Source organism: Rhodovastum atsumiense, from assembly GCF_937425535.1.
GTDB lineage: Bacteria > Pseudomonadota > Alphaproteobacteria > Acetobacterales > Acetobacteraceae > Rhodovastum > Rhodovastum atsumiense.
Genome location: NZ_OW485601.1, coordinates 4,191,952 through 4,216,783, shown reverse-complemented (window position 1 = coordinate 4,216,783; position 24,832 = coordinate 4,191,952). Strand labels below are relative to the sequence as shown.

The 24,832-nt window shown below is 69.5% G+C and carries 20 protein-coding genes; 16 read left to right on the top strand and 4 right to left on the bottom strand.

Features of this window, described 5'->3' with window-relative positions; translation table 11 throughout:
- Nucleotides 1–86 precede the first annotated feature (86 nt).
- The 11 genes from tssA to NBY65_RS19055 all read left to right on the top strand — a co-directional run bounded on the left by tssA (nt 87) and on the right by NBY65_RS19055 (nt 12,202).
- The gene (gene tssA / locus NBY65_RS19105) at nt 87–1,193 is read left to right on the top strand and encodes a type VI secretion system protein TssA (RefSeq protein ID WP_150040259.1); all 1,107 of its coding nucleotides are present in this window, start codon (nt 87–89) and stop codon (nt 1,191–1,193) included.
- 19 nt (nt 1,194–1,212) lie between these two features.
- Nucleotides 1,213–1,719 carry a type VI secretion system contractile sheath small subunit gene (gene tssB / locus NBY65_RS19100; RefSeq protein WP_150040260.1) on the top strand — a complete coding sequence of 169 codons (507 nt, stop codon included), beginning with the start codon at nt 1,213–1,215 and terminating at the stop codon, nt 1,717–1,719.
- Complete coding sequence (tssC, locus tag NBY65_RS19095) at nt 1,719–3,215, top strand: type VI secretion system contractile sheath large subunit (protein ID WP_150040332.1); 1,497 nt, start codon at nt 1,719–1,721, stop codon at nt 3,213–3,215. The genes tssB and tssC (NBY65_RS19095) overlap by 1 nt, the downstream gene beginning before the upstream one ends.
- Before the next feature lie 19 nt (nt 3,216–3,234).
- On the top strand, nt 3,235–4,758 hold the full coding sequence (gene tssC, locus NBY65_RS19090; RefSeq protein WP_150040261.1) for a type VI secretion system contractile sheath large subunit: 1,524 nt from the start codon (nt 3,235–3,237) through the stop codon (nt 4,756–4,758).
- Between the two features lie 31 nt (nt 4,759–4,789).
- A complete protein-coding gene (locus tag NBY65_RS19085) occupies nt 4,790–5,605 on the top strand; it encodes a type VI secretion system accessory protein TagJ (protein ID WP_150040262.1) in 816 nt (271 codons plus the stop codon).
- Nucleotides 5,602–6,087, top strand: coding sequence for a type VI secretion system baseplate subunit TssE (gene tssE / locus NBY65_RS19080; RefSeq protein WP_150040263.1), 486 nt, complete (start codon nt 5,602–5,604; stop codon nt 6,085–6,087). Before NBY65_RS19085 ends, tssE begins: the two co-directional genes overlap by 4 nt.
- 1 nt (nt 6,088) lies before the next feature.
- Entirely contained in the window at nt 6,089–7,909 is a 1,821-nt protein-coding gene (tssF, locus tag NBY65_RS19075) for a type VI secretion system baseplate subunit TssF (RefSeq protein WP_150040264.1), read from the top strand.
- A complete protein-coding gene (gene tssG, locus NBY65_RS19070) occupies nt 7,906–8,886 on the top strand; it encodes a type VI secretion system baseplate subunit TssG (protein WP_150040265.1) in 981 nt (326 codons plus the stop codon). Before tssF ends, tssG begins: the two co-directional genes overlap by 4 nt.
- A gap of 242 nt (nt 8,887–9,128) precedes the next feature.
- Nucleotides 9,129–10,037, top strand: coding sequence for a peptidoglycan-binding protein (locus NBY65_RS19065; protein ID WP_150040266.1), 909 nt, complete (start codon nt 9,129–9,131; stop codon nt 10,035–10,037).
- Nucleotides 10,034–10,906 carry a Tll0287-like domain-containing protein gene (locus NBY65_RS19060; RefSeq protein ID WP_150040267.1) on the top strand — a complete coding sequence of 291 codons (873 nt, stop codon included), beginning with the start codon at nt 10,034–10,036 and terminating at the stop codon, nt 10,904–10,906. Before NBY65_RS19065 ends, NBY65_RS19060 begins: the two co-directional genes overlap by 4 nt.
- 6 nt (nt 10,907–10,912) lie before the next feature.
- A complete protein-coding gene (locus NBY65_RS19055; RefSeq protein ID WP_150040268.1) occupies nt 10,913–12,202 on the top strand; it encodes a serine/threonine-protein kinase in 1,290 nt (429 codons plus the stop codon).
- 164 nt (nt 12,203–12,366) lie between these two features.
- On the opposite strand, the gene NBY65_RS19050 is transcribed toward NBY65_RS19055, so the two are convergent.
- The gene (locus tag NBY65_RS19050; protein WP_162530494.1) at nt 12,367–12,618 is read right to left on the bottom strand and encodes a class II aldolase/adducin family protein; all 252 of its coding nucleotides are present in this window, start codon (nt 12,616–12,618) and stop codon (nt 12,367–12,369) included.
- A gap of 80 nt (nt 12,619–12,698) precedes the next feature.
- Here NBY65_RS19050 and NBY65_RS19045 point away from each other — a divergent pair, with 80 nt between their 5' ends.
- Entirely contained in the window at nt 12,699–12,959 is a 261-nt protein-coding gene (locus tag NBY65_RS19045; protein WP_150040270.1) for a TolC family protein, read from the top strand.
- Here the strand turns inward: NBY65_RS19045 and NBY65_RS19040 are convergent.
- Nucleotides 12,951–16,751 (bottom strand): EAL domain-containing protein, encoded by a 3,801-nt coding sequence (locus tag NBY65_RS19040; RefSeq protein ID WP_162530495.1) that lies wholly within the window; start codon nt 16,749–16,751, stop codon nt 12,951–12,953. The genes NBY65_RS19045 and NBY65_RS19040 overlap by 9 nt on opposite strands.
- Nucleotides 16,752–17,214: 463 nt before the next feature.
- Between NBY65_RS19040 and NBY65_RS19035 the strand changes: the two genes are divergently transcribed.
- From NBY65_RS19035 to NBY65_RS19025, 4 genes are all read left to right on the top strand, one after another.
- A complete protein-coding gene (locus tag NBY65_RS19035; RefSeq protein WP_150040272.1) occupies nt 17,215–19,215 on the top strand; it encodes a methyl-accepting chemotaxis protein in 2,001 nt (666 codons plus the stop codon).
- 185 nt (nt 19,216–19,400) lie between these two features.
- Nucleotides 19,401–19,667: a beta/gamma crystallin-related protein gene (locus tag NBY65_RS34090; protein WP_150040273.1), complete on the top strand. Its 267-nt coding sequence runs from the start codon at nt 19,401–19,403 to the stop codon at nt 19,665–19,667.
- A gap of 147 nt (nt 19,668–19,814) precedes the next feature.
- Nucleotides 19,815–20,000 (top strand): hypothetical protein, encoded by a 186-nt coding sequence (locus tag NBY65_RS19030; protein ID WP_150040274.1) that lies wholly within the window; start codon nt 19,815–19,817, stop codon nt 19,998–20,000.
- A 223-nt stretch (nt 20,001–20,223) separates the two neighbouring features.
- The gene (locus NBY65_RS19025) at nt 20,224–20,772 is read left to right on the top strand and encodes a hypothetical protein (RefSeq protein ID WP_150040275.1); all 549 of its coding nucleotides are present in this window, start codon (nt 20,224–20,226) and stop codon (nt 20,770–20,772) included.
- Between the two features lie 179 nt (nt 20,773–20,951).
- Here the strand turns inward: NBY65_RS19025 and NBY65_RS19020 are convergent, their stop codons facing one another.
- A complete protein-coding gene (locus NBY65_RS19020; RefSeq protein WP_150040276.1) occupies nt 20,952–21,365 on the bottom strand; it encodes a hypothetical protein in 414 nt (137 codons plus the stop codon).
- Between the two features lie 707 nt (nt 21,366–22,072).
- The gene (locus NBY65_RS19010; protein WP_150040277.1) at nt 22,073–24,400 is read right to left on the bottom strand and encodes a hypothetical protein; all 2,328 of its coding nucleotides are present in this window, start codon (nt 24,398–24,400) and stop codon (nt 22,073–22,075) included.
- Nucleotides 24,401–24,832 lie beyond the last annotated feature (432 nt).

The following is a 24,832-nucleotide window of genomic DNA, read 5'->3' as shown; positions in this document are numbered from 1 at the left end:
GCGCCTGACATCGTGCTGTAGCGCGGCCGGGTCATTGATCGCGGTGTCGCCGGACGCACGCATGTCCCGGCGACCGGAGGGACGCGATGATGCCAGATATGACGCTCGGGGACATGCCGGACCAGCTTGCCGCGCCCTTCGCGGACGGGCCGGCAGCCGGGGCCGATCCACGCGCCGATGTCACGCCGCAATCGCTGTATTTCCGCCTGCGCGATGCCCGCTCCGACGCCCGCGCCGCCGAGCGGACCGCCGACAACGACCCCTCGGCGCAGGACAGCGGCACCGGCCACTGGAAGCGCGTGCGCGACCTCGCCACGCAAATTCTCGGCGGGCAGGGCAAGGATCTCGAAGTCGCGGCCTGGTTGACGGAAGCGCTGGTGCGCAGCGACGGCCTCGCCGGGCTGGTCGCGGGAACCGCGCTGCTGCGGCGGCTGGTCGCGCGCTACTGGTCGGACGGGCTGTTCCCGCTGCCCGACGAGGAAGGCCCGGAGGCGCGGCTCGCCCCGCTCGGCGGGCTCAGCGGCGCCGGCGGCAGCGACGGCACGCTGCTGCAGCCCTTGCGCAAGCTGGTGCTGTTCGAGCAACCGGACGGGACGCCCATCACCTTCTGGGAATTCGAGCAGATGCGGGCGCGCGCCGCCACGCCCGCGGCGAAGCCGCCGCGCGGCGCCGCCGGGCTGCCGCCGCTCGACGAGCTCGAACGCCTCGCGCGGGGCTCCGGACAGGCGGCGCTGCGGCAGGTGGCGGGCATGGCCCGCGCCGCCCTCGCCGGCTGGCTCGCGCTGGAACAGGATCTCGGCGCGGTGGTCGCCGCCGAGGCGCTGCCCTCGCTGCGGCGCCTGCGCGAGCTGCTGGAAAACCTGCGCGCCCTGGCGGAGACCTATGCCCCGCCCATCGCGAGCGATGATCTTGCCGTCGCCGATCCCGACACGCCGGCCGCCACCGCGCCGGAACGCACGGAGGCGGCCATGCCAGCGCCAGGCTTCGACCGCAACGCGATGCTGGAAGACGTGCTGCGCATCGCCCGGCGGTTTCGCACCGCCGAGCCGAATTCACCCTTCAGCTACACGCTGGAAGAAGCGGTGCGACGCGCGCGGCTGTCCTGGCCCGAATTGCTGCAGGAGATGATGCCCGAGCCGGCGGCGCGCGGTGCCGTGCTCGCCGGGCTCGGCATCCGCGTCGAGGCAAAATGATCCGCAACAGGAGCATCCGATGAGCGCGAGTATCCACGAAAAGCTCGGCCGCGTGCGCAGGCCGCGCGTCCACATCACCTACGAGGTCGAGACCGAGGGCGCGCAGATCGTGCGGGAACTGCCCTTCGTCGTCGGCGTGCTCGGCGATTTCTCGGGCGACCCGACCCAGCCCCTGCGCCCGCTCGCCGAGCGCAAGTTCATCCAGGTCGACCGCGACAATTTCGACGAGGTGATGCAGCGCCTCGGCCCCGGCCTCAAGCTGAAGGTCGAGAACAAGCTGTCGCCGGAAGGCGGACAGATGGCGGTGGAGCTGCGCTTCCGCGGCATGGAGGATTTCGAGCCGGAGCGCGTGCTCGACCAGATCCCGGCGCTGCGCAGCCTGCTGGAAACCCGCAACCGGCTGCGCGACCTGATGAGCAAGGCCGATCGCTCGGAGGAACTGGAGGCGTTGCTGGAACAGGTGCTGCGCAACCGCGATGACCTCGACGCGATTGCCGGCGAACTCGGCACGAAGGAGGCCGGATGATGTCCGAGACCCAGCCAACCCCGCAGGCCGGCCCCGCGCCGGACGCCCCCGCCGGTGGTCGCGTGCTGCTGGACCAGGTGCTGTCAGCGACGAAGCAGACCGCGCCCGACCGCGCGCAGGAACTGGTGCGCACCCTGGTCGAGCAGGCCACGCAGGGCACCATCGTGTTCGACCGCAACCTCACCCGCACCATCGAGCGCGCCATCACCGTCATCGACGGCATGCTGTCGGCGCAGTTCAACGAGATCATCCACGACCCGAAATTTCTCCGCCTCGAAGGCAGCTGGCGGGGGCTGCACTATCTGGTGATGAACTCCGAGACCGGCACCAACCTGAAGATCCGGCTGATGAACGCCTCCAAGCGGGAGCTGCATCGCGACCTGACCCGCGCCGTCGAGTTCGACCAGAGCCTGCTGTTTCGCAAGATCTACGAGAACGAGTTCGGCACCCCCGGCGGCGAGCCTTACGGCGCGCTGATCGGCGACTACGAATGGACCAGCCATCCGGAAGACATCGAGACGCTGCGGCTGATCTCCAATGTCAGCGCCGCCGCCTTCGCCCCCTTCGTCTCCGCCGCCGGGGCCGGCATGATGGGCTTCGAGAGCTGGACCGAGCTGTCGCGGCCGCGTGACCTCGCCAAGATCTTCGATTCCGTCGAGTACCTGAAATGGCGCGGCTTCCGCGACAGCGAGGACAGCCGCTTCGTGGCGCTGACGATGCCGCGCGTGATCGCCCGGCTGCCCTATGGCGAGCGGACCCGGCCGATCGATGCCTTCCAGTACGAGGAAGCGCCGCTCGATCCCGCCGGCGCGCCGCTGCCGATGCGGCACGACGAGTATTGCTGGATGAACGCCGCCTTCGTCATGGGCGCCCGCCTGACCGATGCCTTTGCCAGACACGGTTTCTGCACCGCGATCCGCGGCGCCGAGGGCGGGGGCAAGGTGGACAACCTGCCGCAGCACATCTTCCAGTCCGACGACGGTGACATGGACGCCAAGTGCCCGACCGAGATCGGCATCACCGACCGGCGCGAGTACGAACTGTCGCATCTCGGCTTCCTGCCGCTGTGCCACTACAAGAACCACGACTACGCGGTGTTCTTCGGCGCCCAGACCACGCAGAAGCCGAAGGAGTACGACCGGCCGGATGCGACCGCGAATGCGCGCATCTCCGCCCGCCTGCCCTACATCATGGCGACCGGCCGGTTCGCGCATTACCTGAAGGTGATGGCGCGCGACAAGATCGGCAGCTTCATGGAGGCCGATGACTGCGAGCGCTGGCTCAACCGCTGGATCAAGACCTACGTCAACACCAACGAGCAGGCGGGCGCCGAAAGCAAGGCGAAGTTCCCGCTGCGCGAGGCCCGCGTCGAGGTGCGCGAGATCCCGGGCCGGCCCGGCGCCTACAACGCCGTCGCCTTCCTGCGTCCCTGGCTGCAACTGGAGGAGCTGACCACCAGCATGCGTCTCGTGGCGCGCATCCCCGAGCGCACCTGACAGCGACGAAGGCACCGCCATGCGCCCGGAGGACATTCCCCTGCGCGAGGCCATCCTGTCCGGCCGTCACACCCGGCCGGACAGGACGGAGGTGGCCGAGGTGGCGGCCCGGCTCGGCCGCTTCCTCGCCGAGCCGCGCGGTGCCCTCGCATCCTGGTTCGGCGCCGGCCCCGCGGCGGCGCTGCGCCGCGATCCGCAGCGCCTGCGCGGCCTCGTCGATCGCGATCTCGCGCGGCTCGATGCGCTGATCGCGGCCCAGCTTGACGCGGTGTTGCATCATCCACGGCTGCAGCGCCTGGAGGGATCCTGGCGCGGCCTCGCCTGGATGCTGGCGGGCATCGGGCAGGCGGCACCGGTGCGGGTGCGGCTGCTGTCGGCACGCTGGGAGGAGCTGGCCCGCGACTTCGACCGGGCCGGCGACTTCGACCGCTCGGCACTGTTCCGGCTGGTCTACGAAAACGAATTCGGCCATGCCGGCGGCGAGCCCTTCGGCCTGCTGGTGATCGACCACGAAGTGCGCCATCTGCCGGAACGGCGGGAAGCGGGCGCGGCGGCGCCGGTGGACGACGTGTCGGTGCTGGCCGAACTCGCCGCGGTCGGCGCCGCCGCCTTCGCGCCGATGGTGCTCGCCGCCGCGCCGTCCCTGCTCGGGGTCGATCGCTTCGAGGATCTGGCGCTGGCGCAGGATGTCACGGCCGTGCTCGCCGACGCGGACCATGCGCGCTGGCGGGCGCTGGCCCGGCGGGAAGAGGCGCGCTTCCTGTGCGTGACGCTGCCGCGCGTGCTGGCACGGCCACGCCACGACCATGCCGCCGGCTTCGCCTATGCCGAACACGCACCCTCGGCGCGCGAACGAAGCTGGTTCAGCGCAGGCTATGCCTTCGCCGCCACGGTCGCGCGTGCCCAGGCGCTGCATGGCTGGCCGGCCGATGTGCGCGGCATCGTCCCCGACCGGGTCGGGGGCGGGCTGGTGCGCGGCCTGCCAGAGGAGGATGTCGTGCTCGGCGCGGCGACGCGCTGGCCGCGCCCGGCACTCGATCTCGCGCTGACCGACCGGCAGGAACGCGATCTGGTGCTGGCCGGGCTGATGCCACTGAACACCTTGCCGTATGGCGAGGCGGGCTTCGCCGCGGTGCAGAGCCTGCAGGCCCGCGCCGATCCCGCGCCCGGCCGGCCGATGACGGCGGCCATCGCCAACCAGCGCCTGTCCGCGCAGATCAACAGCATGCTCTGCGTCTCGCGCTTCGCCCATTACGTCAAGATCATCGGCCGCGAGCTGAGCGGCGCCTTCATGACCGCGGGCGAGATCGAGCGGCGGCTGCAATCCTGGCTGTCCGGCTACACCAACGCGAGCCAGACGCCGGATGCCGACAGCCGCGCCCGCCATCCGCTGGTGGCAAGCCGCGTCTCGGTGCAGGAGCATGCCGACCGGCCGGGCGCCTTCGCCTGCGTGATCCATTTGCAGCCCTACTACCAGCTTGATGACGTCGCCACGAGCTTCCGCCTCGTCACCGGCTTCGCCGCCACCGGACGGGCGGCCTGACAGGCTGCCCGCAACAACGGAGTTGACCAAGATGGCACAGAACGACACCACCGCACCGGAGGCCGGCGCGCTGTTCCGCGAAGGGCGGCTGGCCGAAGCCGTCGTCGCCGCCGGAGAAGCGGCGCGGCGCGCGCCCACCGATGCCGGCGCGCGCATCCTGCTCGCCGAGTTGCTGCTGCTCGCGGGCGATCCCGTGCGCGCCGACGCGGTGCTGTCCGCCGCCGCGGCGATCGATCCCTCGGCCCTGCTGGTCGTCGCCGAATTCCGCCAGTTGCTGCGCGCCGCCATGGCACGGCGGCAGGTACTGGGTGAAGGCCGGCTGCCGGATTTCCTCGGCGAGCCGGTCGCGGCACAGCGCCATCTGCTGCAGGCGCTGGTGGCATTGCGCGCCGGCGACACTGCTTCAGCGGCCGAAGCCGCGCTCGCCGCCGAAGCGGCGCGCCCCGCCGCGCCCGGCCTGCTGTCGCGCGACGGCGCCTCCGAACCCTTCGAGGATTTCCGTGATGCCTGCGATCTCTGGGGCGGGACGCTGGAAGTCCTCACCACCACCGGCCGCTATTTCTGGGTGCCGGTGGAGCGCATCGCCGCCATCGACTTCCACCCCGCCCGGCGTCCGCGCGACCTGGCCTGGCGCCGCTGCACCCTGGACGTGCGCGATGGCCCCGATGGCGATGTCTATGTCCCCGCGCTCTATGACATGCCCCCCGACACGCCGGAACGGCTGCTGCTGGGCCGCGCCACCGACTGGTCGGCGACACCGCCGGTGCGCGGCAGCGGCCAGCGGGTCTTCCTGGTCGGCGAGGACGGCATCGCCATCCACCAGCTTGCCGCGTTGAGCTTCGCATGAGCGCGACCATCCGCCTGTCCGTGCTCGACCGCCTGCTCGACGAACGGCCGGAGCAGGTGCAAGAGGCGCCAGTGCCGGCGACCGAGGCGCTCGCGCGGTTGCGCCGCGCCGTGCAGCGCGACGTGGAGGCGCTGCTGAACGCCCGCCGCCCCTGGCGTTCGGTGCCGCCCGGCCTGACGCCGCTGCTGGTCTCGCCGCTGGCCTACGGGCTGCCAGACTTCACCGCCGGGGCCTTCAACGATCGCCGCCAGCGCGACCGCCTGCGCGCCGAGATCGAGGACACGTTGCGCCGCTTCGAACCGCGTCTCGCCGAGCTGCGCGTCACCCTGGCCGAGGACGTGGCGCCGCTGCGCGCCACCCTGATGCTGCGCATCGATGCGCTGTTGCTGGTCGATCCAGTGCCGCAGCCGGTCGCCTTCGACACCGCCATCGACACCACCACCGCCGATATCGTCCTCAACCCGGTTCACGGAGACGCGTGACGTGTCGGACAGCCTGCTCCCCGTCTACAACCGCGAGCTCGACGCGCTGCGCACCCTCGCCGGCAGCTTCGCCGAGGCACATCCCAAGGTCGCCGGACGGCTGCGGCTGGGGCCGGGGGTGGTGGACGATCCGCATGTCGCGCGGCTGCTGGAAGGCGTCGCCTTCCTCTGCGCCCGCGTGCAGCAGCGGCTGGACGACGAGTTCCCCGAAATCACCGATGCCCTGCTCGGGGCGCTGTATCCGCATTATCTGGCGCCGGTGCCCGCCGCGGCGATCGTGCAGTTCGCCGCGCGCCCGGACCTGCGCGTGAAGGTGACGCTGCCCGCCGGCACCAAGCTGGAAACCGATCCGGTGCGCGGCGAGCCCTGCCGCTTCCGCACCACCGGCGACACCACGCTGTGGCCGGTGACGATCGAGAGCGCGCGGCTGACCGGCCTGCCTCTGGCCGCCCCGGCCAACCCGGCGGCGAAGGGCGCGCGCAGCGTGCTGCGCGTGGTGCTGTCCACCACCGATCCCGACGTGACCTTCGCGGCACTTGCCCCGGCGACGCTGCGGCTGTTCCTGCGCGGCCCGGCCGAACAGAGCCTCGCGCTGTACGAACTGCTCTGCGGCCATCTGCTGGGCGCGGCCCTGGCCAACGGGCCGAACGACGACCGCCCCACCTTGCTGCCGCCCTCCCTGCTGCGCCCGGTCGGCTTCGCCCCCGAGGATGCGCTCTATCCCTGGTCGGCGCGCGCCTTCTCCGGATTCCGCCTGCTGACTGAATATTTCGCGTTGCCCGAGAAATTCCTGTTCCTCGACCTCACCGGCCTGGACGCCCGTACCCTGGTGCAGGAGAGCCACCGGCTGGAGCTGTTCCTCTATTTCGACGCCGCGCGCCCGGAGCTGGAACGGCGCCTGCCGCCCGACTGCCTCGCGCTCGGCTGCACCCCGGTGGTCAACCTGTTCCGCCAGCCCTGCGAGCCGGTGCGGCTCGACTATCACCGCACCGAATACCCGGTGGTGCCCGACGCTCGCCGCCCCGCCGCGCTGGAAGTCTGGAGCGTCGAGCGGGTCAACGAACTGCGCGACGACGGCACGACGCGGCCGTGGCAGCCCTTCTACCGGCAGGCGACCGGCCCCGGCACCGAGTCCGGCGCCTGCGGCTTCTACCTGCTGTCCCGGCGCGACAGCCCCGGCGGGCCGGGCAGCGACGTGCTGCTCGCGCCCTTCGATCCGGCGCTGTCGGTCGATCGCCCCGCCGAAGGCGTGCTCTCGGTCGATGCGCTGTGCAGCAACCGCGACCTGCCGGGCGAACTGCCCTTCGGCGGCGGCCAGCCGCGCCTGCACCTGCCGGAAGGATCGAGCGCCGTCGCCGCCGTCACCTGCCTCACCGCACCCGGCGCCTCGCTGCGCGCGCCCCTGCGCGAGCAGCGAAGCTGGCGGCTGATCTCGCATCTTTCGCTCGGGCAGGTGTCGCTGGTCGGCGGCCCGGCGGCGGCGGAGAGCTTGCGGGAGATGCTGCGGCTCTACGACCTGCGCGACACCGAGGAAACGCGCGCCGCCATCGCCGCCCTGGTCGGGGTGCGCTCGCGGCCGGGCACCGCGCGGGTGCCGGGGGCGCGGCCGGGCAGTTTCTGTCGCGGCCTCGACGTCACGCTGGAATTCGAGCCGCGCGCCTGGGAGAGCGGCGGGCTCTACCTGCTGGCCTCGGTGCTGAGCCGGTTTCTCGCCTTGCACGCCACGGTCAACAGCTTCGTGCGGACCGAGTGCGTGCTGCAGGGACGCCCCGGCGTGGCGGCGCGCTTCGCCCCGCTGGCCGGGGCGCGGGTGCTGCTGTGAACGCCGCGCCGCCGACCTTGCGGCAGGCGCTGCTTGCCGAGCCGTCGCGCTTCGGGCTGGACGCAGCCGCGGGAGTGATGATGCGCGCCGCCGGCCGCGCCGATCCGGGGGACGCCATCCGCTTCCATGCCAGCGCGGGGCTCGGCTTCGTCGCCGCCGACGTCGCGGCGGTAGCAGCCGATGGCGCGGGCTTTGCCCTCACCACCGGCCTGCTCGGCCTGACCGGCCCGTCGGGCGTGCTGCCGCGGCCCTATACCGAACTGGTCAACGGCGAGCGGCGGCGGCGCGCCCCGGCGCTCGGCGCCTTCCTCGACCTGCTGGCGCAACGCCCGCTCGCCCAGTTCCTGCGTGCCGGGATCAAGTACCGGCCGCACCGGCTCGCCGAGACGCCGGCCGACGGTATGCGCGACGCCCTGCTCGCCCTGGTCGGGCACGGGCTCCCCGGTATGGCGGAGCGGCTTGGCCCCATCCTGGATGCGGTGCTGTTCCACGCCGGCAGCTTCGCGATACGGCCGCGCTCGGCCGAGCGCCTGGGCGCGCTGCTGTCGGACTGGCTCGGGCAGGCGGTGACGGTCGAGCAATTCGCCGGGCACTGGCTGCGGCCGGCGCGCGAGGAGCGCACCGCCCTGCCCGCGCGCGGCGTGGCCGGGCGCTTCCACCGGCTGGGCGTCGATGCCGCCGCCGGCGCGCGCTGCTGGGACATCCAGTCCCGCGTGGTGCTGCGCATCGGCCCGATGGAGTACGACCGCTTCCGCGCGCTGATGCCCGGCGGCGCGGTGCTGCCGCAACTGATGTCGCTGGCGCGGACGTATCTCGGGATGGAAACCGGCTTCGCCGTGCGACCGGTGCTGGCGGCGGCCGCGGTCCCGCCACTGTCGCTCGGCGCCCGGCAACTGGGCCGGGACAGTTGGCTGCCCCGACGCCATCGCACGCGGGATGCCGATGAGGCGTTATTCGCCGCAGGAGACTCGCCATGACCCGAATCCGCCTGGCGGGGCGTTGCCCCGCACCCCACCAGGAGGCTTCGCCTCCTGGACCTCCACCAAGGGCAAAGCCCTTGGAACCCGGTCATGTAGGGCGGATAAGCGCAGCGCAATCCGCCAACGCAAGCCGGCCACCTTACGGACCCTTGCAATGGCGGATTGCGCTGCGCTTATCCGCCCTACAAGAGTCCTGGCCTTTCCGGCAGCTTCCGCTTGCCGGCGCCCTCCTCGCTGCCTTGGTCCCGTTCGCCCCCGCCGCGGCGGCGGATCGGGGCATCGCCCTGCTGATCGGCAACGACGTCTATGCCGGACACCCGCAGCACAGCGGCTGCCGTCCCGCCGTGCAGGCGCTGCGCGAGCGGCTGCGGCAGGACGGCTTCACCGTGATGGAACGACTCGACGCACCCGCCGTCGCGTTGCGTGCCGCGCTCGACGACTTCGCCGCGCAACGCGCCGATGGCGGCACCGGCGCCGCGTTGATTTATGTCTGTGGCGCTGCCGCCGCCGAGGGCCAGCGCCTGTTCGTGCTGCCCGCCGATACCGATCTGCAGAAGCCGCTGCGGCCAGAGACGCAGGGCATCATCGTGCAGGCTCTGCTGAACGCGCTAGACGGCAGCGGCGGCACGCTGGTGGCCGAGCTGGGCCTGCCGCCGGACGACAATGCCGCGGCGGCCCTGGCCGTGCTGCGCCGCCGCCTGCCGTCGGGGCTGCATATGGCGCTGTGGACCGGTCCGGGCGCCGGGCTCGGCGCGCTGGGACAAGGGGCGCGACCCGATGCGGGCTGGGACGCGTTCGCGCGGGCGCTGCCGCGGCCGGAGCATGGCGAGGTGCTGTTGCTGCCGCCCCCTGCCCCGCCGGCGCCGCCCGCGCCGCCTATCGCCACGGCGCCGCCGGCGCCCGAACCGGCCGCGCCGCCGGCAACCGCCGCCGCTCCCCCCTTGTCGCCCCGCGATGCCCGCGTCAGCCGCCTGCAGGCGGCGCTGGCCCGGGAAGGCAGCGATCCCGGCCCGATCGACGGCATCCTCGGCCCGCGCACACAGGCGGCGATCCGTGACTTCCAGGCCCGGATCGGCGATCCGCCGACCGGCGTGCCGACGCCATCGCAGGTGAGCCGCCTGCTCAACGCCCCGGAGGCAACCCCATGAGCCTGCGCCTCAAGTTCAACCTGGTGATGGTGGTGGCCTTCCTGATCGGGCTCGGGCTGGCGGCGCTGCTGGTGAACGTGCTGAGCCAGCGCACCGCCCGGCAGGCGGTGATGTCGGAAGCGGCGATCATGATGGGGCAGCTCGACGCCACCATCCACTACACCGACACGCAGGTCTCGCCGCTGCTGGAGCGGTCGTTGAAGGTGCAGTTCCTGCCGCAGGCCATCCCGTTCTTCACGGCACAGCAGACCTTCGCGCTGATGGCGAAGGAGTTCCCCGACTACAGCGTGCGCCATCCGACGCTCAACCCGACCAATCCCACCGACCGGCCGTTGCCGTGGGAAAGCGAGATCATCCAGACCTTCATCGCCCAGCCGACGCTGTCCTCCCTGGTCAGCGAGCGCCAGACCCCGGCCGGCCAGATCCTGTCCTATGCGCAGCCGGTGCGGGTCGGCGACCCGTCCTGCCTCGCCTGCCACTCCACGCCCCAGGCTGCGCCGCCTTCCATGATCGACGTGTACGGCAGCGAGAACGGCTTCGGCTGGAAGCTGAACGAGATCGTCGGCGCCCGCGTGGTGTCGGTACCGGAGCGCGTCGCCCAGGACCGGGCGCGCCAGACCCTGACCAGCGTCATGCTGGGGCTGTCGGGCGTGTTCGCGGTGATGATCCTGCTGGTCAACCTGCTGCTGCACGTCGCCATCATCGCGCCGGTCCGGCGCATCACCAAGGTCGCCGACGAGGTCAGCCTCGGCAACATGGACGCGCCGGAATTCGACACCGGCGGGCGCGACGAGATCGGCTCGCTGTCACGCTCGTTCAACCGCATGCGGCGCAGCCTTGCCGCCGCGCTGCGCATGCTGGACGGCTGACCCTCCATGGAAACGTCCCCGGACCACATTGGCCGCTTCCGGGTGCTCGGCGTGCTGGGGCGCGGCGCCATGGGCGTGGTCTACAAGGCGCATGATCCCCGGATCGAGCGGACGGTGGCGATCAAGCTGGTGCGCGCCGACCTGCTGGACGGCGACAGCCGGGCCCAGTCCCTCGCGCGCTTCCGCAACGAGGCGCGCCTGGCCGGGCGCTGCGTCCATCCCCATATCGTCGCCATCCACGATTACGCCGAGCACGAGGGCAATCCGTTCCTGGTGCTGGAATATGTCGAGGGACGCGATCTCGGCCGCGCCTTCCCGCGTGGCACCCGGCTGGCGCCGGCGACGCTGCGGCGCATTGCCCTGCCGGTGCTCGACGCGCTGGGCCATGCGCACGGCCTCGGCGTCATCCACCGCGACATCAAGCCCGCGAATATCCTGCTTGCCGACAAGGCCGGGCTGAAGGTCACCGATTTCGGCATCTCGCGCGCGCTCGCGACGGATGCGACCATGACCTCGGCGCTGGTCGGCACGCCCTGCTACATGTCGCCGGAACAATGCCTGGGCGGCGCGGTGGACGCGCGCAGCGACCTGTTCTCGTTCGGCTGCGTCCTGTACGAGTTGCTCGCCGGCCGCCGCGCCTTTGCCGCCGACACGCCCCTCGCCACGATGCACCGACTGATCCACGAGCCGCCGGCCCCGCTGTCGGACTTGCGGCCCGAGTTGCCGCCCGCTTTGGTGGAGGTGGTGGAGCGGGCGTTGCGCAAGCGCCCCGAGGACCGCTTCGCCGATGCCGGCGCGATGGCGCGGGCGCTGGAGGCCCTGCCCGGCGACATCGCGGCCGACGCGGCGGGCGACACCACGGTCGTTACCGCGCCGCCTTCCTTCGCCGGCACCCTGGATCCCCCGACGCTGACCACGATCGAGCGGCGGCTCGCGCACCATGTCGGCCCGATGGCGCGCCATCACCTGCGCCATGCCCTCGCCGCGTCCGCCTCGCCGGAGGATCTCTGCGCCCGGCTGGTCGCCCTGCTGCCGGATGCCGGCGAACAACGCAGCTTCACGCGCGAGATGCGGGACCTGTTGTCCACGGGCGGGCTGGACGAGGCGACGATCGCCACGGTGCGAAGCGCGCTGACCCAGGTGCTCGGCCCGGTGGCGCCGCTGCTGCTGCGCGACCTGCTGGCGCGATCGCCCGACCTCGACACGCTGATGCAGGGCTGCCTGCGGCACATCCCGCGGACGGCGGAACAGGAAAGCTTCCGGCGCCTGCTGGGGCCTGTCGCACGCCGGCGGTGAGTCGCGGGATCCATGTAGGGCGGATAAGCGCAGCGCAATCCGCCATCGCCACAGTTCCGCGAGGTGGCCACCTTGCGACGGCGGATTGCGCTTCGCTTATCCGCCCTACACTTGCCGTGCCGCGCGGCGCTTACGGGATCCAGGGGCCTGCAGGTCCCTGGCTGCTACCCATAGCTGCGATACCGCAGGCAGGCAGCGGCGAACTGCGCATCGGTCAGCAGCCGCACCGTCCCGGCGGCGCTGGCGATCGGGTATTGCCGGGCCAGGCTCTCCAGCCGCAGCGCGGCGAGTCGCGCCGAAGCGATGTCGGTCCCGTGGCAGACCATCCCATGGTTGGCGAGCAGGCAGGCGGTCCGGCCGGACAGGGCCGCCACCGGGCCTCGGCCAGGGCCGGCGTGGCGAACGTTCGGCCCCACGATCACCCTGCCGATCTTCGAAGGTGGCCGGCTGCGGCGGTTCCTGGAATTGCGCAAGGCGCAGCAGCAGGAAGCCGCCATTGCCTATCAGCGCACCATCCTGCGGGCGCTGCACGAGGTGCAGGTTCGCCCTGCGGCAGGCGCGGACGCGCTTCGGCGACGGCGACATCCCCTATCTGCAGGTGCTCGACACGCAGCGCAGCGCGCTGGCGATGGAACAGCAACTGGTCGAGAGCACCACGACGATCTCGATCAACCCCGTGCTGATCTACAAGGCCCTCGGCGGCGACTGGGAAGACAGCTTCCCGGCCGCGTCCGCATCGGCGCCGGCGTCAAACTGAAGGCGTGTCCGGCGCCGCCTGCTGCAGCCGCCGCAGCAGCGCCGGCACCGCCTCGCCCGGCAGTGGCGCGCTGAACAGGATGCCCTGTGCCTCGGCGCAGCCCTCGCGGCGCAGCACCGCGAGCTGATCTTCCGTCTCCACGCCCTCGGCGGTGGGAGTCATCTCGAACCCGGCGCACAGCGCGGCCAGCGCGCGCAGGATGGCGTTGTCCTGCTGCGAAGCCCCGAGATCGCGGATGAAGCCGGGATCGATCTTCACCCGGTCGAAAGGAAAGCGGCGCAGGCAGCCCAGCGAGGACTGGCCCGCGCCGAAATCGTCCATGGCGATGCGCACCCCGAGCGCTTTCAGCAGCCGCAGCGTGGCCTCGGTCGCGGCCGGGTCCTGCAGCATCACCGCCTCGGTGATCTCCAGTTCCAGCCGCTCCGGCGCGAGCCCGGACTCCGCCAGCGCCGCGGTGATCGCGGCGGACAGGCCACGATGGGTGAACTGCGCGGGCGAGAGGTTCACGCTGACCCTCGGTCCGCCAGGCCAGGTCGCCGCCTCGGCGCAGGCCCGCCGCAGCACCCATTCGCCGAGCGGGACGATCAGCCCGGTTTCCTCGGCCAGCTTCAGGAAGCCCGCAGGCGGTACCAGGCCGGATTCGGGATGGTGCCAGCGCAGCAGCGCCTCCATCGCGGCGACGCGACGCGAGCCCACCTCGACGATCGGCTGGTAGAACACCTCGAAGGCGCCGGTGGCCAGGGCGTCGCGCAGTTGCAGTTCCAGGGCGCGGCGGCTCTGCATGCGCGCATCCATCTCCGTCTCGAAGAAGCGCCAGCAGCCGCGCCCCTCCGCCTTGGCGCGATACAGCGCGAGATCGGCAGCCTTGACCAGCATGTCCGGATCGAGCCCGTCCGCGGGCGAGACGGTGATGCCGACGCTGGCGCCGATGCCGACCTGCTGCCCGTCCAGCCGGAACGGCGCGCCGAGGCTCTCGACCACGCGCCGCGCCAGCACGGTGGCGCTTTCCGGCAGGTCGACATCCACGGCGATGATGGCGAACTCGTCGCCGCCGAGCCGTGCCAGCGTGTCGGTCTCGCGCACCACCCCCTGCAGCCGCGCGGTGACCTCGCGCAGCAGCGCGTCGCCGACCGGATGGCCGAGCGTGTCGTTGACTTCCTTGAACCGGTCGAGATCCACCAGCATCACCGCGCAGCCGTGCCCGCGCTGCGCCCGCGCCAGCGCCGCTTCCAGCCGCTCGCGGAACAGCATCCGGTTGGGCAGCCCGGTCAGCGCGTCGTGCTGGGCGAGATGGGCGATGTGCGCCTCCGCTTCGCGCTGCTCGGTCACGTCGAGCACCACGCCAAGCGTGCACAGATGCCGCCCGTCCGAGGCATATTCGCGCCGGACCCGGGATTCGAAATGGCGCAGGCCACCGTCGCGCGGATGGCGGATGCGGTAGTTGGCGACCAGCGCGGGGGCCCGCGCCGCCGTGCTCGTCGCGATCTGCGCGCGCAGGCGCTGCAGGTCCTCGGGCAGGATCGCGCCCCACCATTGTGCCTCGGTGACCGGCTCCTCGCCTGGCGGCAGGCCGTACAGCGCGCGGGCCTGCGGGCTGCATTCGACGGTGCCGGTGGCGAAGTCGTGGCGGAAGGTGCCGATGCGGCCGGCTTCCATGCACAGCCGCAGCAGCGCCTCGGCCTCGCGGGCGGTGGTCACGTCGATGACGACGCCGAGCGCGCTGAGCGGGGTGCCGTCGGCGGCATATTCGCGCCGGACCCGGGATTCGACATGGCGCAGCGTGCCGTTCTCCAGGTGGCGGATGCGGAAATTGGCGTTCTCCCCGTCAGCGCGGGTCATCGTGCTGGCGTCGATCAGCGCGCGCAGGCGCTGCAGGTCCTCGGGCAGGATCGCGCTCCACCATTGCGCGGCGGTCAGCGGCGCCTCGCCGGCGGGCAGGCCGTACATCGACCGCGCTTCCGCGCTGCATTCGACCAGGTCGGTGGTGAAGTCGTGGCGGAAGGTGCCGATGCGGCCGGCCTGCATGGACAGCCGCAGCAGGTCCTCGGCCTCGCGCGCGGCGGTGACGTCGATGACGACGCCGAGCGTGGACAGCGGGGTGCCGTCGGCGTCGTAGTCGTAGCGGGTGCGCACCTCGATATGGCGGGTCTTGCCGTCGCCGGGCCGGTGGCAGCGGTAATGCAGATGCAGGTCCGGCAGGCGCTGCGCCAGCGCTTCCTCGATCCGCCGCCGCACCCGTTCCCGCTCCTCGGGCAGCAGGACCGCCAGCCAGGCTTCGGTGGGCACCGGCTCGTCGCCCTCCGGCAGGCCAAGCAGCGTCCGGGTCCGCGGCCCGCAATGAATCAGGCCCGCGCGCAGGTCGCGGCGGAAGGTGCCGATATGGCCGATCTCCATGCTCAGGCGCAGCAGCGATTCGCTTGCGCGCAACTGCTCGGTGGCGGCGCGCGCCTCGGTCACGTCCTGCACGATGGCGATGCAGCGCAGCGGCCGCCCCGCTTCGTCGCGACGCGACACCGAGAGGCTCAGATGCGCCCATGCCGTGCTGCCGTCCGGCCGCTGCAGGCAAAGCTCGGTCTCCCGGCTGCCCCGGGCGGCGGCGCCACGAAGCCAGCGGGCGATCTCGTCCGGCACCCCGGCGCGCAGCTCCGCTTCACCGCGCCCGACGATCTCGCAATAGCGGCGGTTCGCGCGCAGCGGCTGGCCGGAGGCGATCTCCAGTTCGGCCAGGCCGGCCGAGCCGCTGGCGAAGACGGCGTCCAGCGCCGCCTCGTGTTCCCGCGCGCGCGCCGCCCGCGCGGCCTGCTCGGCGAGCGCGGCCCTGGCTTCGGCCTCGGCCTGTGCCGCCCGCGACCGGCGCATGGCGCGGCGGTGCCGGTCGTGCCGGGCGGCGAGCAGCACGCCGGCGGCGATGGCGCCCTGCAGCGCCAGCACGCCCAGCAGGATGCGTCCGGCTTCCTGGCGCGACGGTGCCAGCACCTCCGCGGTGGCGCGCCCGGCCACGAGATAGAGCGGGTAGCCCTGCAGCCGGCGCGCGGCGATCAGGCGCTCGATCCCGTCCACCGGGCTGGTCCGCGTGACGGTGCCGCCCTCCACGCCCGCCAGCATCCGCCGCACCGGGTCGTCGGGGCCGAGGACGGTGCCGATGCGCTGCTCCGGCCAGGGATGGCGCACCAGCAGCATGCCGTCCTGGCGATACAGCGCCACCGCGCTGCGCCCGCCGAGCTGCAGGCGGCCGAACGCCTGCTCGAAATAGGCAAGGTCGAGGGCGGCGACCACGATGCCGAGGAAGGTCCCGTCCGGGGCGGCGATCCGGCGGGCGACGTAGATGTTCCAGCGCCCGTCGACCACGCTGCGCAACGGGTCGCTGAACACCACCTGCGATGCGGGATCGTCGCGCAGCACCTGGAAATACGGCCGGTCCACCAGGGACGGGGCGGAGGCCGGCCAGCCGCCGGAGCTGGCGACGACCTGCGCCGCGGCATCGACCAGGAACAGGCGCCGCACCCGCGGCAGCGCGCCGATGCGCCCGCGCAGGGAAAGGTGCACGTCGCGCCCGCCCAGTTGCTCGCGGAACGCCTGGGGCGTGACGATGTCCTCGGCGCGCACCCATTCCGCCACGCTGTCTTCGAGGAAGGCGATGGCGTTGAAATCGCTCTCCACCCAGTTGGCCAGCACGAGGGCGATGTTGCGCAGCTCGCGCCCGCCGTCGCGCAGCACCTCCTCGCGCTGGTGCAGCAGGTAGGCGCCGGCGCCGACGGCCAGGGCCAGCCCCAGCACGGCGGCGGCGAGCACGCGCCAGTATCCGGCCTGTTCCCGCGGGCGCAACCGCGCCCGGCACGCCGCAACCACCCTGGCCAGCGCCGTCCAGACAGAGGCAGGGGATCTGGGCGGAGAGAGGGACATGGGGGCCCGGGAATGCCTTTCGATTCGTCGATAGCCTTATTATTGGTGGAAAACCAGTGTTACTTGGTTCCCTTCGCTGCAAGATGCCGACAATTTAATCGATGCCGAGATGAATTTGCGCATCTTCCTGCCGAATGATATCGATATTGCATCTTTTCTCCGCCCCGGACGGCCCTTATCAGTGGGGCTCACCCCAGACCGCCGACGGCAGAGCACAGGACACGCGCAGAAAATATAATTTCCTACCTAAAGTATTACGATCATGATAGATAAGTTACGTCTGGGCAGACTGCATCAGTTCAGATAGCTTAATCAATATAAATGATCAACTATCCTGGGGTTTAGCGCGCCCATGTTCGGCATGGTTCGGATCGGTATCCGCAATCGCTTCATCATGGCATTCGGTGCATTGTTGCTCTCCGTCGCCGCCGTCGGCGGCCTGTCGCTGATGGAAGCCTCGCGGATGAACGCGATCACCGAGGCGATCGCGAACAACCGCGTGTCCAGCGTGCTGTGGATGGGCCGGCTGGCCGAATCCTTCACCCGCCTGCGCCAGATCCAGGTCTCGATGCTGATTCCGGCGTCGCCCGAATACCGCGCCCTGCTGGCGGACCTGCGGGGCAAGTCGATGGACAACATCACCAACGCCCGCAGGCATTATGAAAGCCTGATCGAGCCCGGCGAGGAAGCCAACCGGCTGATCCCGGCGCTCGACACCGCCTGGCGCGACTATGAGGGCCTGGGCAGCCGCTTCGAGGCGCTGGTCGCCGCCGGCCGGACCGGCGAGGCGCAGGCGCTCTATACCGGCGATATGCTGGCCACCTTCAACCGTCTGCACGAGGCGGCGAAGGCCGACATCGACTACAACGAGCGCGGCGGCAAGGCGGACGCCGCAAGGGCGCGCGCGGCCTTCGACAACACCGCCCGCATGGTGGGCGGCATCACCGTGGTGGCCGCGGTGATCGCCGTGCTGGCCGCGCTGTGGATCAACCAGAGCGTGGTCGCCCCGGTCCTGCGCGTCATTCGCTTCACCCGCCAGCTCGCCCACCGCGACTACAACTTCACGCTGCTGTCGAAGCACCGCCCGGACGAGATCGGCGATCTCTCGCGTGCCATCGACGAATGCCGCAACGCGCTCAAGGCCGCCGACGCGCTTTCGGCCCAGCAGGAGACCGAGCGCCACCGGGCCGACCAGGCCAAGCAAAGCGCGCTGGTCAACATGGCCACGACGATCGAGATGGAAACCGACAGCGCGCTCGGGAAGGTGGTCGAGCGCGCCGACGCGATGGCGGCGATCGCCAACGCGATGACCGGCTCGGCGATGGGCACCGGCGAATCCGCGCGCACCGCCTCGACCGCCGCCGGCCAGGCGCTCGGCAATGCCCGGACCGTGGCGGATGCCGCCGAGCGGCTCGCCGCCTCGATCCGCGAGATCAGCAGCCAGGTGAGCCGCTCCACCACGATGGTCGGCCAGGCGGTCTCGGCCGGGCAGGAGGCGCGCGGCACCATCGAGACGCTCGACCAGCAGGTGGGGGAGATCAGCGAGGTCGCCCGCCTGATCACCGACATCGCCGCCAAGACCAACCTGCTCGCGCTGAACGCCACCATCGAGGCGGCGCGCGCGGGCGAGGCCGGCCGCGGCTTCGCGGTGGTGGCAAGCGAGGTCAAGCAGCTCGCCAGCCAGACCGCGCGCTCGACCGAGGAGATCGAGCGCCACATCAACGAGATCCGCACGGCGACCAAGGCGTCGGTGGCCGCGGTGGCGCGCATCGACCAGACCATTGCCCAGATCGATGCGATCGCCGGCTCGATCGCCGTGGCGGTCGAGCAGCAGGGATCCGCGACCGGCGAGATCGCCCGCAACGTCGCCGAGACCGCCGCGGCCGCCACCGCGGTGTCGGCGCAGATCGACACCGTGCTGGCCAACGCCGAGCAGACCGGCGCGCAGGCCACCGAGGTCAGCCGCAACGCCGGCAGCCTGAGCGGGGAGATGAACGAGCTGAAGCACGCGCTGGTGCGGGCGGTCCGCACCTCCACCGAGGACGTGAACCGCCGCGCCGCGCCGCGCTATGCGGTGCAGCTTCCCTGCCGCTTGGCACCCTCTGGCGAGCCCCCCCGGCCGGGGCGGATCAGCGACCTGTCCGAAGGCGGCGCCTGCATCCGCGACATGCACCCGCCGACGCCCGGCACGCACGGCACGCTGGAGATCGAGGGCCTGGCCGCGCCGCTGCCCTGCACGGTGCTCAGCACCGGGGAGAGAATGGTGCGCGTCGCCTTCACCGCCGAGGCCACGGCGCGCGAGCAACTGCGCCTGCTGCTGCAGCGTATCGCCCCCGGCGCCCGCGCCGCCTGATCACGGCGGCAAGGCGGCAGCGCCGTGTTCGCGGCGGTGCCGCGGGGATGCGGCCGATGTCGCATCCATGTGATAAAGTACAATGATATATCATGGGCATCAATAACTGCACCCCGCTACATTGTTAAGGCGAATAGCCTCAAAACAATCAGTATGAATCCAACAATCTGCGGGATACATCAAGAATGCCATCAACAGTTACTCTGTACCAGGATGCGAACTTTTCAGGCGCAAGCCTCACTATCCAATCTTCGGTTGCAGATTTAAGCCAATTCTTACTTGGAGAGAGCAACTGGACCGATCAGGTGTCTTCCATAAGGGTCACAGGCGCCCCGATTACGGCGTATCAGGACGTTAATTTCGGGGGGGAAGCCCTGGTTTTCGTGCCCGGCGACTACGCGCAGTTCACCCCTGCCTGGAACGACGTGATATCGTCGATCAGCCTCTCGTAGGACCGGTTCCGATCACGATTGCGGGCCGGGCGGAAATGCCGGCACGCCCGGAGGCTTCCGCGCGGATGCCTTCCGCCCGGCCCCCGCCCTGCGCCGGCATCGCCCCCCCTGACATTGCCCCCTGACATTGCCAGGAGAAGCCGCCGCATGCAGGACCAGGCCCCCTCCCCGGCGCCCCGAACCGAGGCACCGCCGCGGCCGGGCCAGCCCGGCGAGCGCGAGCTGATCGGGATCACCGCGGCCAATACCGACAGCACGCATCTGCGATTCATCACGGCACGCCGACGGGAAGCGCCCGCCACGGAATCGGCGGAGCCCGCGCGGATCGGCTGAAAGAAACCAAGGACATTTCCGCCTTTGCCAGAGATCGGCAAAGGCACCAGCACAGATCAGGTGCGAAACCGCACACAAGCGGCATGCCCATGTATACGGGCGATCTGCTCAATATAGCCAAGGATTACAAAATAAACTTTAGGTTTTTATTTGCTTTAGCAGCGCCCTTCGGTCGGCTGCTTGAAGCAAATTGTCACCTTGCCAAGTTTGGTGCTTTGCGACTATGTTCCTGGAGATCAACATACTCGCCGGGAGCGGTATGGTGGTCTATATCATCAATATCGTCAAAGATAACCGAATTGCACAGCATCGGTTACTTGACACTCTGACATGCACCTTCGGTGTTCCCCTGTTTCTGCTACGGCCCGAGGCCATACCTCAGGACCGGATTTCGGACGTGCGCGAGGACTGCTTTGACGGCCTGAAGGATCTGGCGCAGGCGCCCTGTCAGCCAATCCCGATTGCGCCCCTCCCCGATGCAATGCCCCAGGAGCCGCCCGAACCTCCCGCGCAGCCATGGTGGGCGCCCCTGTATCAGGAACACGAGGAAGACATCCTGCCCTGCGGGCGCAGCTCACTGAACAGGTCCGAGTTCCTCAGGTCCATCACCACGATCATCAGTGATCCCCTGCGCCTGCGGGATGAGATCATGGCCATCGCCTACCGGGTGGAACGCGAGGAAATCCAACTGACCCGCATCCGCACGCTCTGGGCCGAGGTCAAAGCCGACACGGGCGACGCGCGGATCGCCGGCAACTGGTCCAGGCCCTGATTCCCCTGGTTGAGCTCAAGGAAAACAATGACCGCGTCGTGCGTGCCCTCATCGCCTTTTCCGGGCAACTGCAACGGGTGATCGATCGCCAGCAGGACCTGCCGGAGGAGCCGGGCTTTTAGCCCACGGCATCCGCGCCTGCTGCGCCGCCCCCGTGACGCCCGCCCGGCCCCGCCGGGTCACGTCTTTGCCTGACCCGCGCCCTGGGCCCGCAGGGTTGCCAGGATCTCCGTCAGGATCCGCCGCTGCTCGTCGGCCGCGGCACGTTGCCTCTCCCCTACCTCGCGCAGCATCTCCGCGGCGTGCCGGGCTTCCTCGGTCGCCTCCCGGAGCGCCTCGCCGGCGCCCCGGGCCTGTTCGGCGCTGCTGCGATTCGCCTCCGCGGCTTCACGCAATTCCTCGGCTGCCGCGCGCAGGTCTTCCGTCTGCTTGCGCAGTTCCTCGGCGGTAAGGCGTTGCTCCTCGGCGATCTGACGTTCCTCCTCTGCCGCGCGGCGGACCTGCTCGCGACGGTCCCATTCCGCCTCCTGGGCCACCCGCCTGTCGGCCGCCGCCGGCTCGGAGGGGGAAACATGGGTCTGGGTCGGGTTCATGCCGGGCCTCGCTGGCTGTCCAGGTCACGGGAAACGACAGGAGGGCATCCTGCGACAGGTTGCGTTTCCACGCCACCCACCCCGCGTTTCCACGCTGCCTCACACGCTGCTTCCCATGCAGCGCCCATAGTCTCCGCAGCGAAGGGCACGGCAAGAACCTGAAAGCCCTACCAGGGTTCCTTCGCCAACACCAACCACAGGGACAAACGCACAGGCTGAAGTCCGTCACCGCGACGCAGGCCACCGAGGACGATGCTCCGGTCCGGCTGACCGCAGCCGAGGTGGAACTGGTTTCCGGCGGTCACGACAAGCACGACTGGTGGTGGTACCGCCGCCACCGGCACGACCACGGCCACGATCACGACCGCCGCCGCCAACCCCCGCTCCCACCCAGGCGAGGCCCGACCCCGGAGCGGTCGGGTCTGCCTCGCCAGGGCCACGGCGCCACCGCAGGCATGAAGGAGTTTCGCGCCATCGCCACCCGCTACGACAAGACAGGCACCAGCTTCCAGGCCACGATCTATCTCGCCGCCGCCGTCATCGCCAGTCGGTGATTGTCAACAGACCCTGGCACGACGAAGGCTGTCCATGTGTCTCAGGAAGCTGGTTTTGCCACCAGGTCCCCATTGGCCGCTGACATGGTCGAGCGCGCCATTGCGGCCGAGGTGCCATTCGCCTGGACCATGGCGGACAGCGTCTATGGACTCCTAGCCGATCCGGAAGTTCGCCGCGCCAAGTTTCGCCGGCTCGATGCCGGTGAAGTGGATCATGCCGCTGCCACCGAGAGGAAGGTTGGTGCCACCGCTGCCGTCGCTTCTCAGCGCCGCCACGACCTCCGCTGCAGTCGTATAGCCGCCGAGGCCGCCGAGCAGATCCACCACCGCGCCGGTGTCGGTTGCAAGGCCCGTGAAGGTGTATGTGCCGGTATCCAGCACATAAGCCGTGAGCCCGGTCGAGCCGTCATTCACTGTCGCGGTCAGCGTTCCCTTTCCATCGCCGAGGAACGCCACGTTGTTGCTGCCCTTGAAGACGAGCGTGGCATTGCCATCGGCAAGCGTGACAACATCATTCCCGCTGCTGGCGTCGACGGTCTGCCCCGTGCCGGTCGCGATCGTGATGCGGGTGCGGGCGGTGTCCACAATCATGTGTCCGGGAATGGCGCCAACCGCCTTGGCCAGCGAGGCGGTGCTGCCTCCCGCATCGGTGACCGTGGCGCCACTCGGCAAGCCAGTCGCGGTGACGGCGAGATCAGACGCGTTCTGTCCGGCGGCGATGGTGTGCTTGAAGGTCAGGACGCGCGTGCCGGACCCGCCGGCATAGCTCGCCTTGCCGCCATCGTTCAGGGTGAGGGTCGGCGTGCCGGTGATCCATACCGGCTGGCTCAAGGTCACCTGGAGAGTCACGGTGGCGCCGGTACCGAGATCGGCATTGGCCGGCGTCGCGCTCAAGGCGGTGACGGCACCCGCGCCACTCGTGTAACCGGAAAGCGGGGTGGAGGAGACAGTCGAGAGCGCCTGGCTCTTCGGCGTTGCCAGAGCCATGTCCTCATAGGCGCCATAGTAATTCCCGGGTCCACTCGCCAACTCATAATACATGAGCAGGTCGTTGTTTTTGCCGTACCAGTCGGCAAGTTCCTGCTGCACCAGGCGGTTCAGGCGGGGATCCGACAGGGCCTTTTCGGCGATCGCATTGCTGGCGTTGTCGTAGCCGAAATCCGGACCGCCTTCGTATGCAAGATTCTTCAGACCATAATAATCAGCGATCGGCTTGTAGCTTGTGACAGAATAATCGACTCCACCTGCGTAAGATTTTCCAGAAAATCCTGCATCTATTTCCTTGATATTAGATTTCAGAGAAGAGATGACTCCATCCACGCTTTGAAAATTCGATGCCGACACATATGGGGCCGAAGCGATGCCGTAAAGATATTGCTTTGGCGCTCCGAAATTGGCGTTGATATAAGCGAGGCTATCCTCGATGAGATAGGGCTGCACATATTGCGAAGCGAGCACCGGGCGGATGACGGAGCCCATTGCCGTCGCCCCATACACCTGCGAGAAAAGCTGGCTGATCCGGACGGTCTGGTGCGCATCACGTCGCAAGGCCCAGTAATACTCATTATTTACTTTGTCATAATTCAGATTTTTATCGGCGCCGGACTGCACTTCGCTGACTGCGGCGTTCTGGTTGTCCGTGCTTTGCTGGAAAAGTCCGTTCCATAGTTCGTTGCTGTACTCGACATAGACATGGATTCCGGGAAGAAGATTCGCCTTCAGCAGCTTCGCGAGTTGAATGACATAGTTGCCCTGGGATGTGTCGGCCAAGTCCACACCCTCGGGGATGTTGATCCAGACATCCTTCCCGGTCGCGTTGGCCAACTGGATGACATACTCCCAGGCGACACCCCCCGGCCCGCTCTGCACCGGATTGGTCGGCAGCGTACGGCCGGCCCAGGACGTCACCGGGTTGTCGTTGGTCTGCAGGAAATCCATGAAGCGCAGCGTGCTGAACGGCTGCAGCGCGTTGAGAAAGGCGTCGGTGAAGACCTGCGTCGTGCCAACGGGATAGCCTGGCCGCAGCAGGTGGATATTCTTGACGGCGGCCTTGGTGTTGGTGAAGACGAGCGACAGCGAGTTGCTGGTGGAGGCCAGCACGACGTCGGCGGTGCTCGTATTTGTTGCTTTGTTGTACTGGAGATTCTGAACGGTACAATCGGGGCCGGTGACGGTGGCCTGGCCCGTGAAGCTCAGGTGATAGGTGCCGAACATGCTCGGCACGGTTGCGCCGAGCGAACGCCCCGCGGGATCGCCCGGCGCTGTGAGGAACATGACGCCGAAATCGGTGGTCGGCCAGCCATCGGCCCCGACGGGCACGGGATGATTCGTGGGATCCCAATAGGAATCGGTGGTCGCGAATCCACGGGCGTTCCGCATGACATCGACAAAGGTCATCTGCTGGTCGCCCCAGTCGTTGACCCAGGAAAGATTGATGCCAAGCCTGGAAGCGGTATTTGTGGAAGACGCTGGCGTGGACACGGGCTTTCTCCCAGAAACGTCGAGTTCTTTGTCGTGCCGGTCTGGTGCGGCGACGCGGGGCGTGGCCGGGCGGGGCGCCGCAGCGGGGTCGCACGCGACGCATCCCCCCGGCCGGCCCGCGCAGCGGAACGGTGTCCCGTGCGGCGGGCAGGCAGGTCAGGCGGAGGATCTTCGGGAGAAGCGTCGTCACCCCGGAGATCCGTCCCACCACGGTGCGCGGATGCGCAGGCTTTCCGAGGCAAACACTATCGGGTGCAGATGGGCCTTGGCAGAAGGAACAGCGGCAGGACGCTCAATTCATCGCATAGACGGAAGTTCATGAACAAGAATGCGAAATATGCTTCTATGTTACATGATGATTAAAATATATATTTTCACAGAATTAGTGCAGACAAAATTTTCTACGTCAATTTATGATTTGTTGAATAGTAT

What these genes read in the sequence shown, in the direction of transcription:
- tssA (WP_150040259.1), top strand. Translation starts at nt 87, where the DNA reads ATGATGCCAGATATGACGCTCGGGGACATGCCGGACCAGCTTGCCGCG.
- NBY65_RS19035 (WP_150040272.1), top strand. Translation starts at nt 17,215, where the DNA reads ATGTTCGGCATGGTTCGGATCGGTATCCGCAATCGCTTCATCATGGCA.
- NBY65_RS19060 (WP_150040267.1), top strand. Translation starts at nt 10,034, where the DNA reads ATGAGCCTGCGCCTCAAGTTCAACCTGGTGATGGTGGTGGCCTTCCTG.
- tssE (WP_150040263.1), top strand. Translation starts at nt 5,602, where the DNA reads ATGAGCGCGACCATCCGCCTGTCCGTGCTCGACCGCCTGCTCGACGAA.
- NBY65_RS19030 (WP_150040274.1), top strand. Translation starts at nt 19,815, where the DNA reads ATGCAGGACCAGGCCCCCTCCCCGGCGCCCCGAACCGAGGCACCGCCG.
- tssB (WP_150040260.1), top strand. Translation starts at nt 1,213, where the DNA reads ATGAGCGCGAGTATCCACGAAAAGCTCGGCCGCGTGCGCAGGCCGCGC.
- tssC (WP_150040261.1), top strand. Translation starts at nt 3,235, where the DNA reads ATGCGCCCGGAGGACATTCCCCTGCGCGAGGCCATCCTGTCCGGCCGT.
- NBY65_RS19025 (WP_150040275.1), top strand. Translation starts at nt 20,224, where the DNA reads ATGTTCCTGGAGATCAACATACTCGCCGGGAGCGGTATGGTGGTCTAT.
- tssC (WP_150040332.1), top strand. Translation starts at nt 1,719, where the DNA reads ATGTCCGAGACCCAGCCAACCCCGCAGGCCGGCCCCGCGCCGGACGCC.
- NBY65_RS19055 (WP_150040268.1), top strand. Translation starts at nt 10,913, where the DNA reads ATGGAAACGTCCCCGGACCACATTGGCCGCTTCCGGGTGCTCGGCGTG.
- NBY65_RS19085 (WP_150040262.1), top strand. Translation starts at nt 4,790, where the DNA reads ATGGCACAGAACGACACCACCGCACCGGAGGCCGGCGCGCTGTTCCGC.
- NBY65_RS34090 (WP_150040273.1), top strand. Translation starts at nt 19,401, where the DNA reads ATGCCATCAACAGTTACTCTGTACCAGGATGCGAACTTTTCAGGCGCA.
- NBY65_RS19020 (WP_150040276.1), bottom strand. Translation starts at nt 21,365, where the DNA reads ATGAACCCGACCCAGACCCATGTTTCCCCCTCCGAGCCGGCGGCGGCC.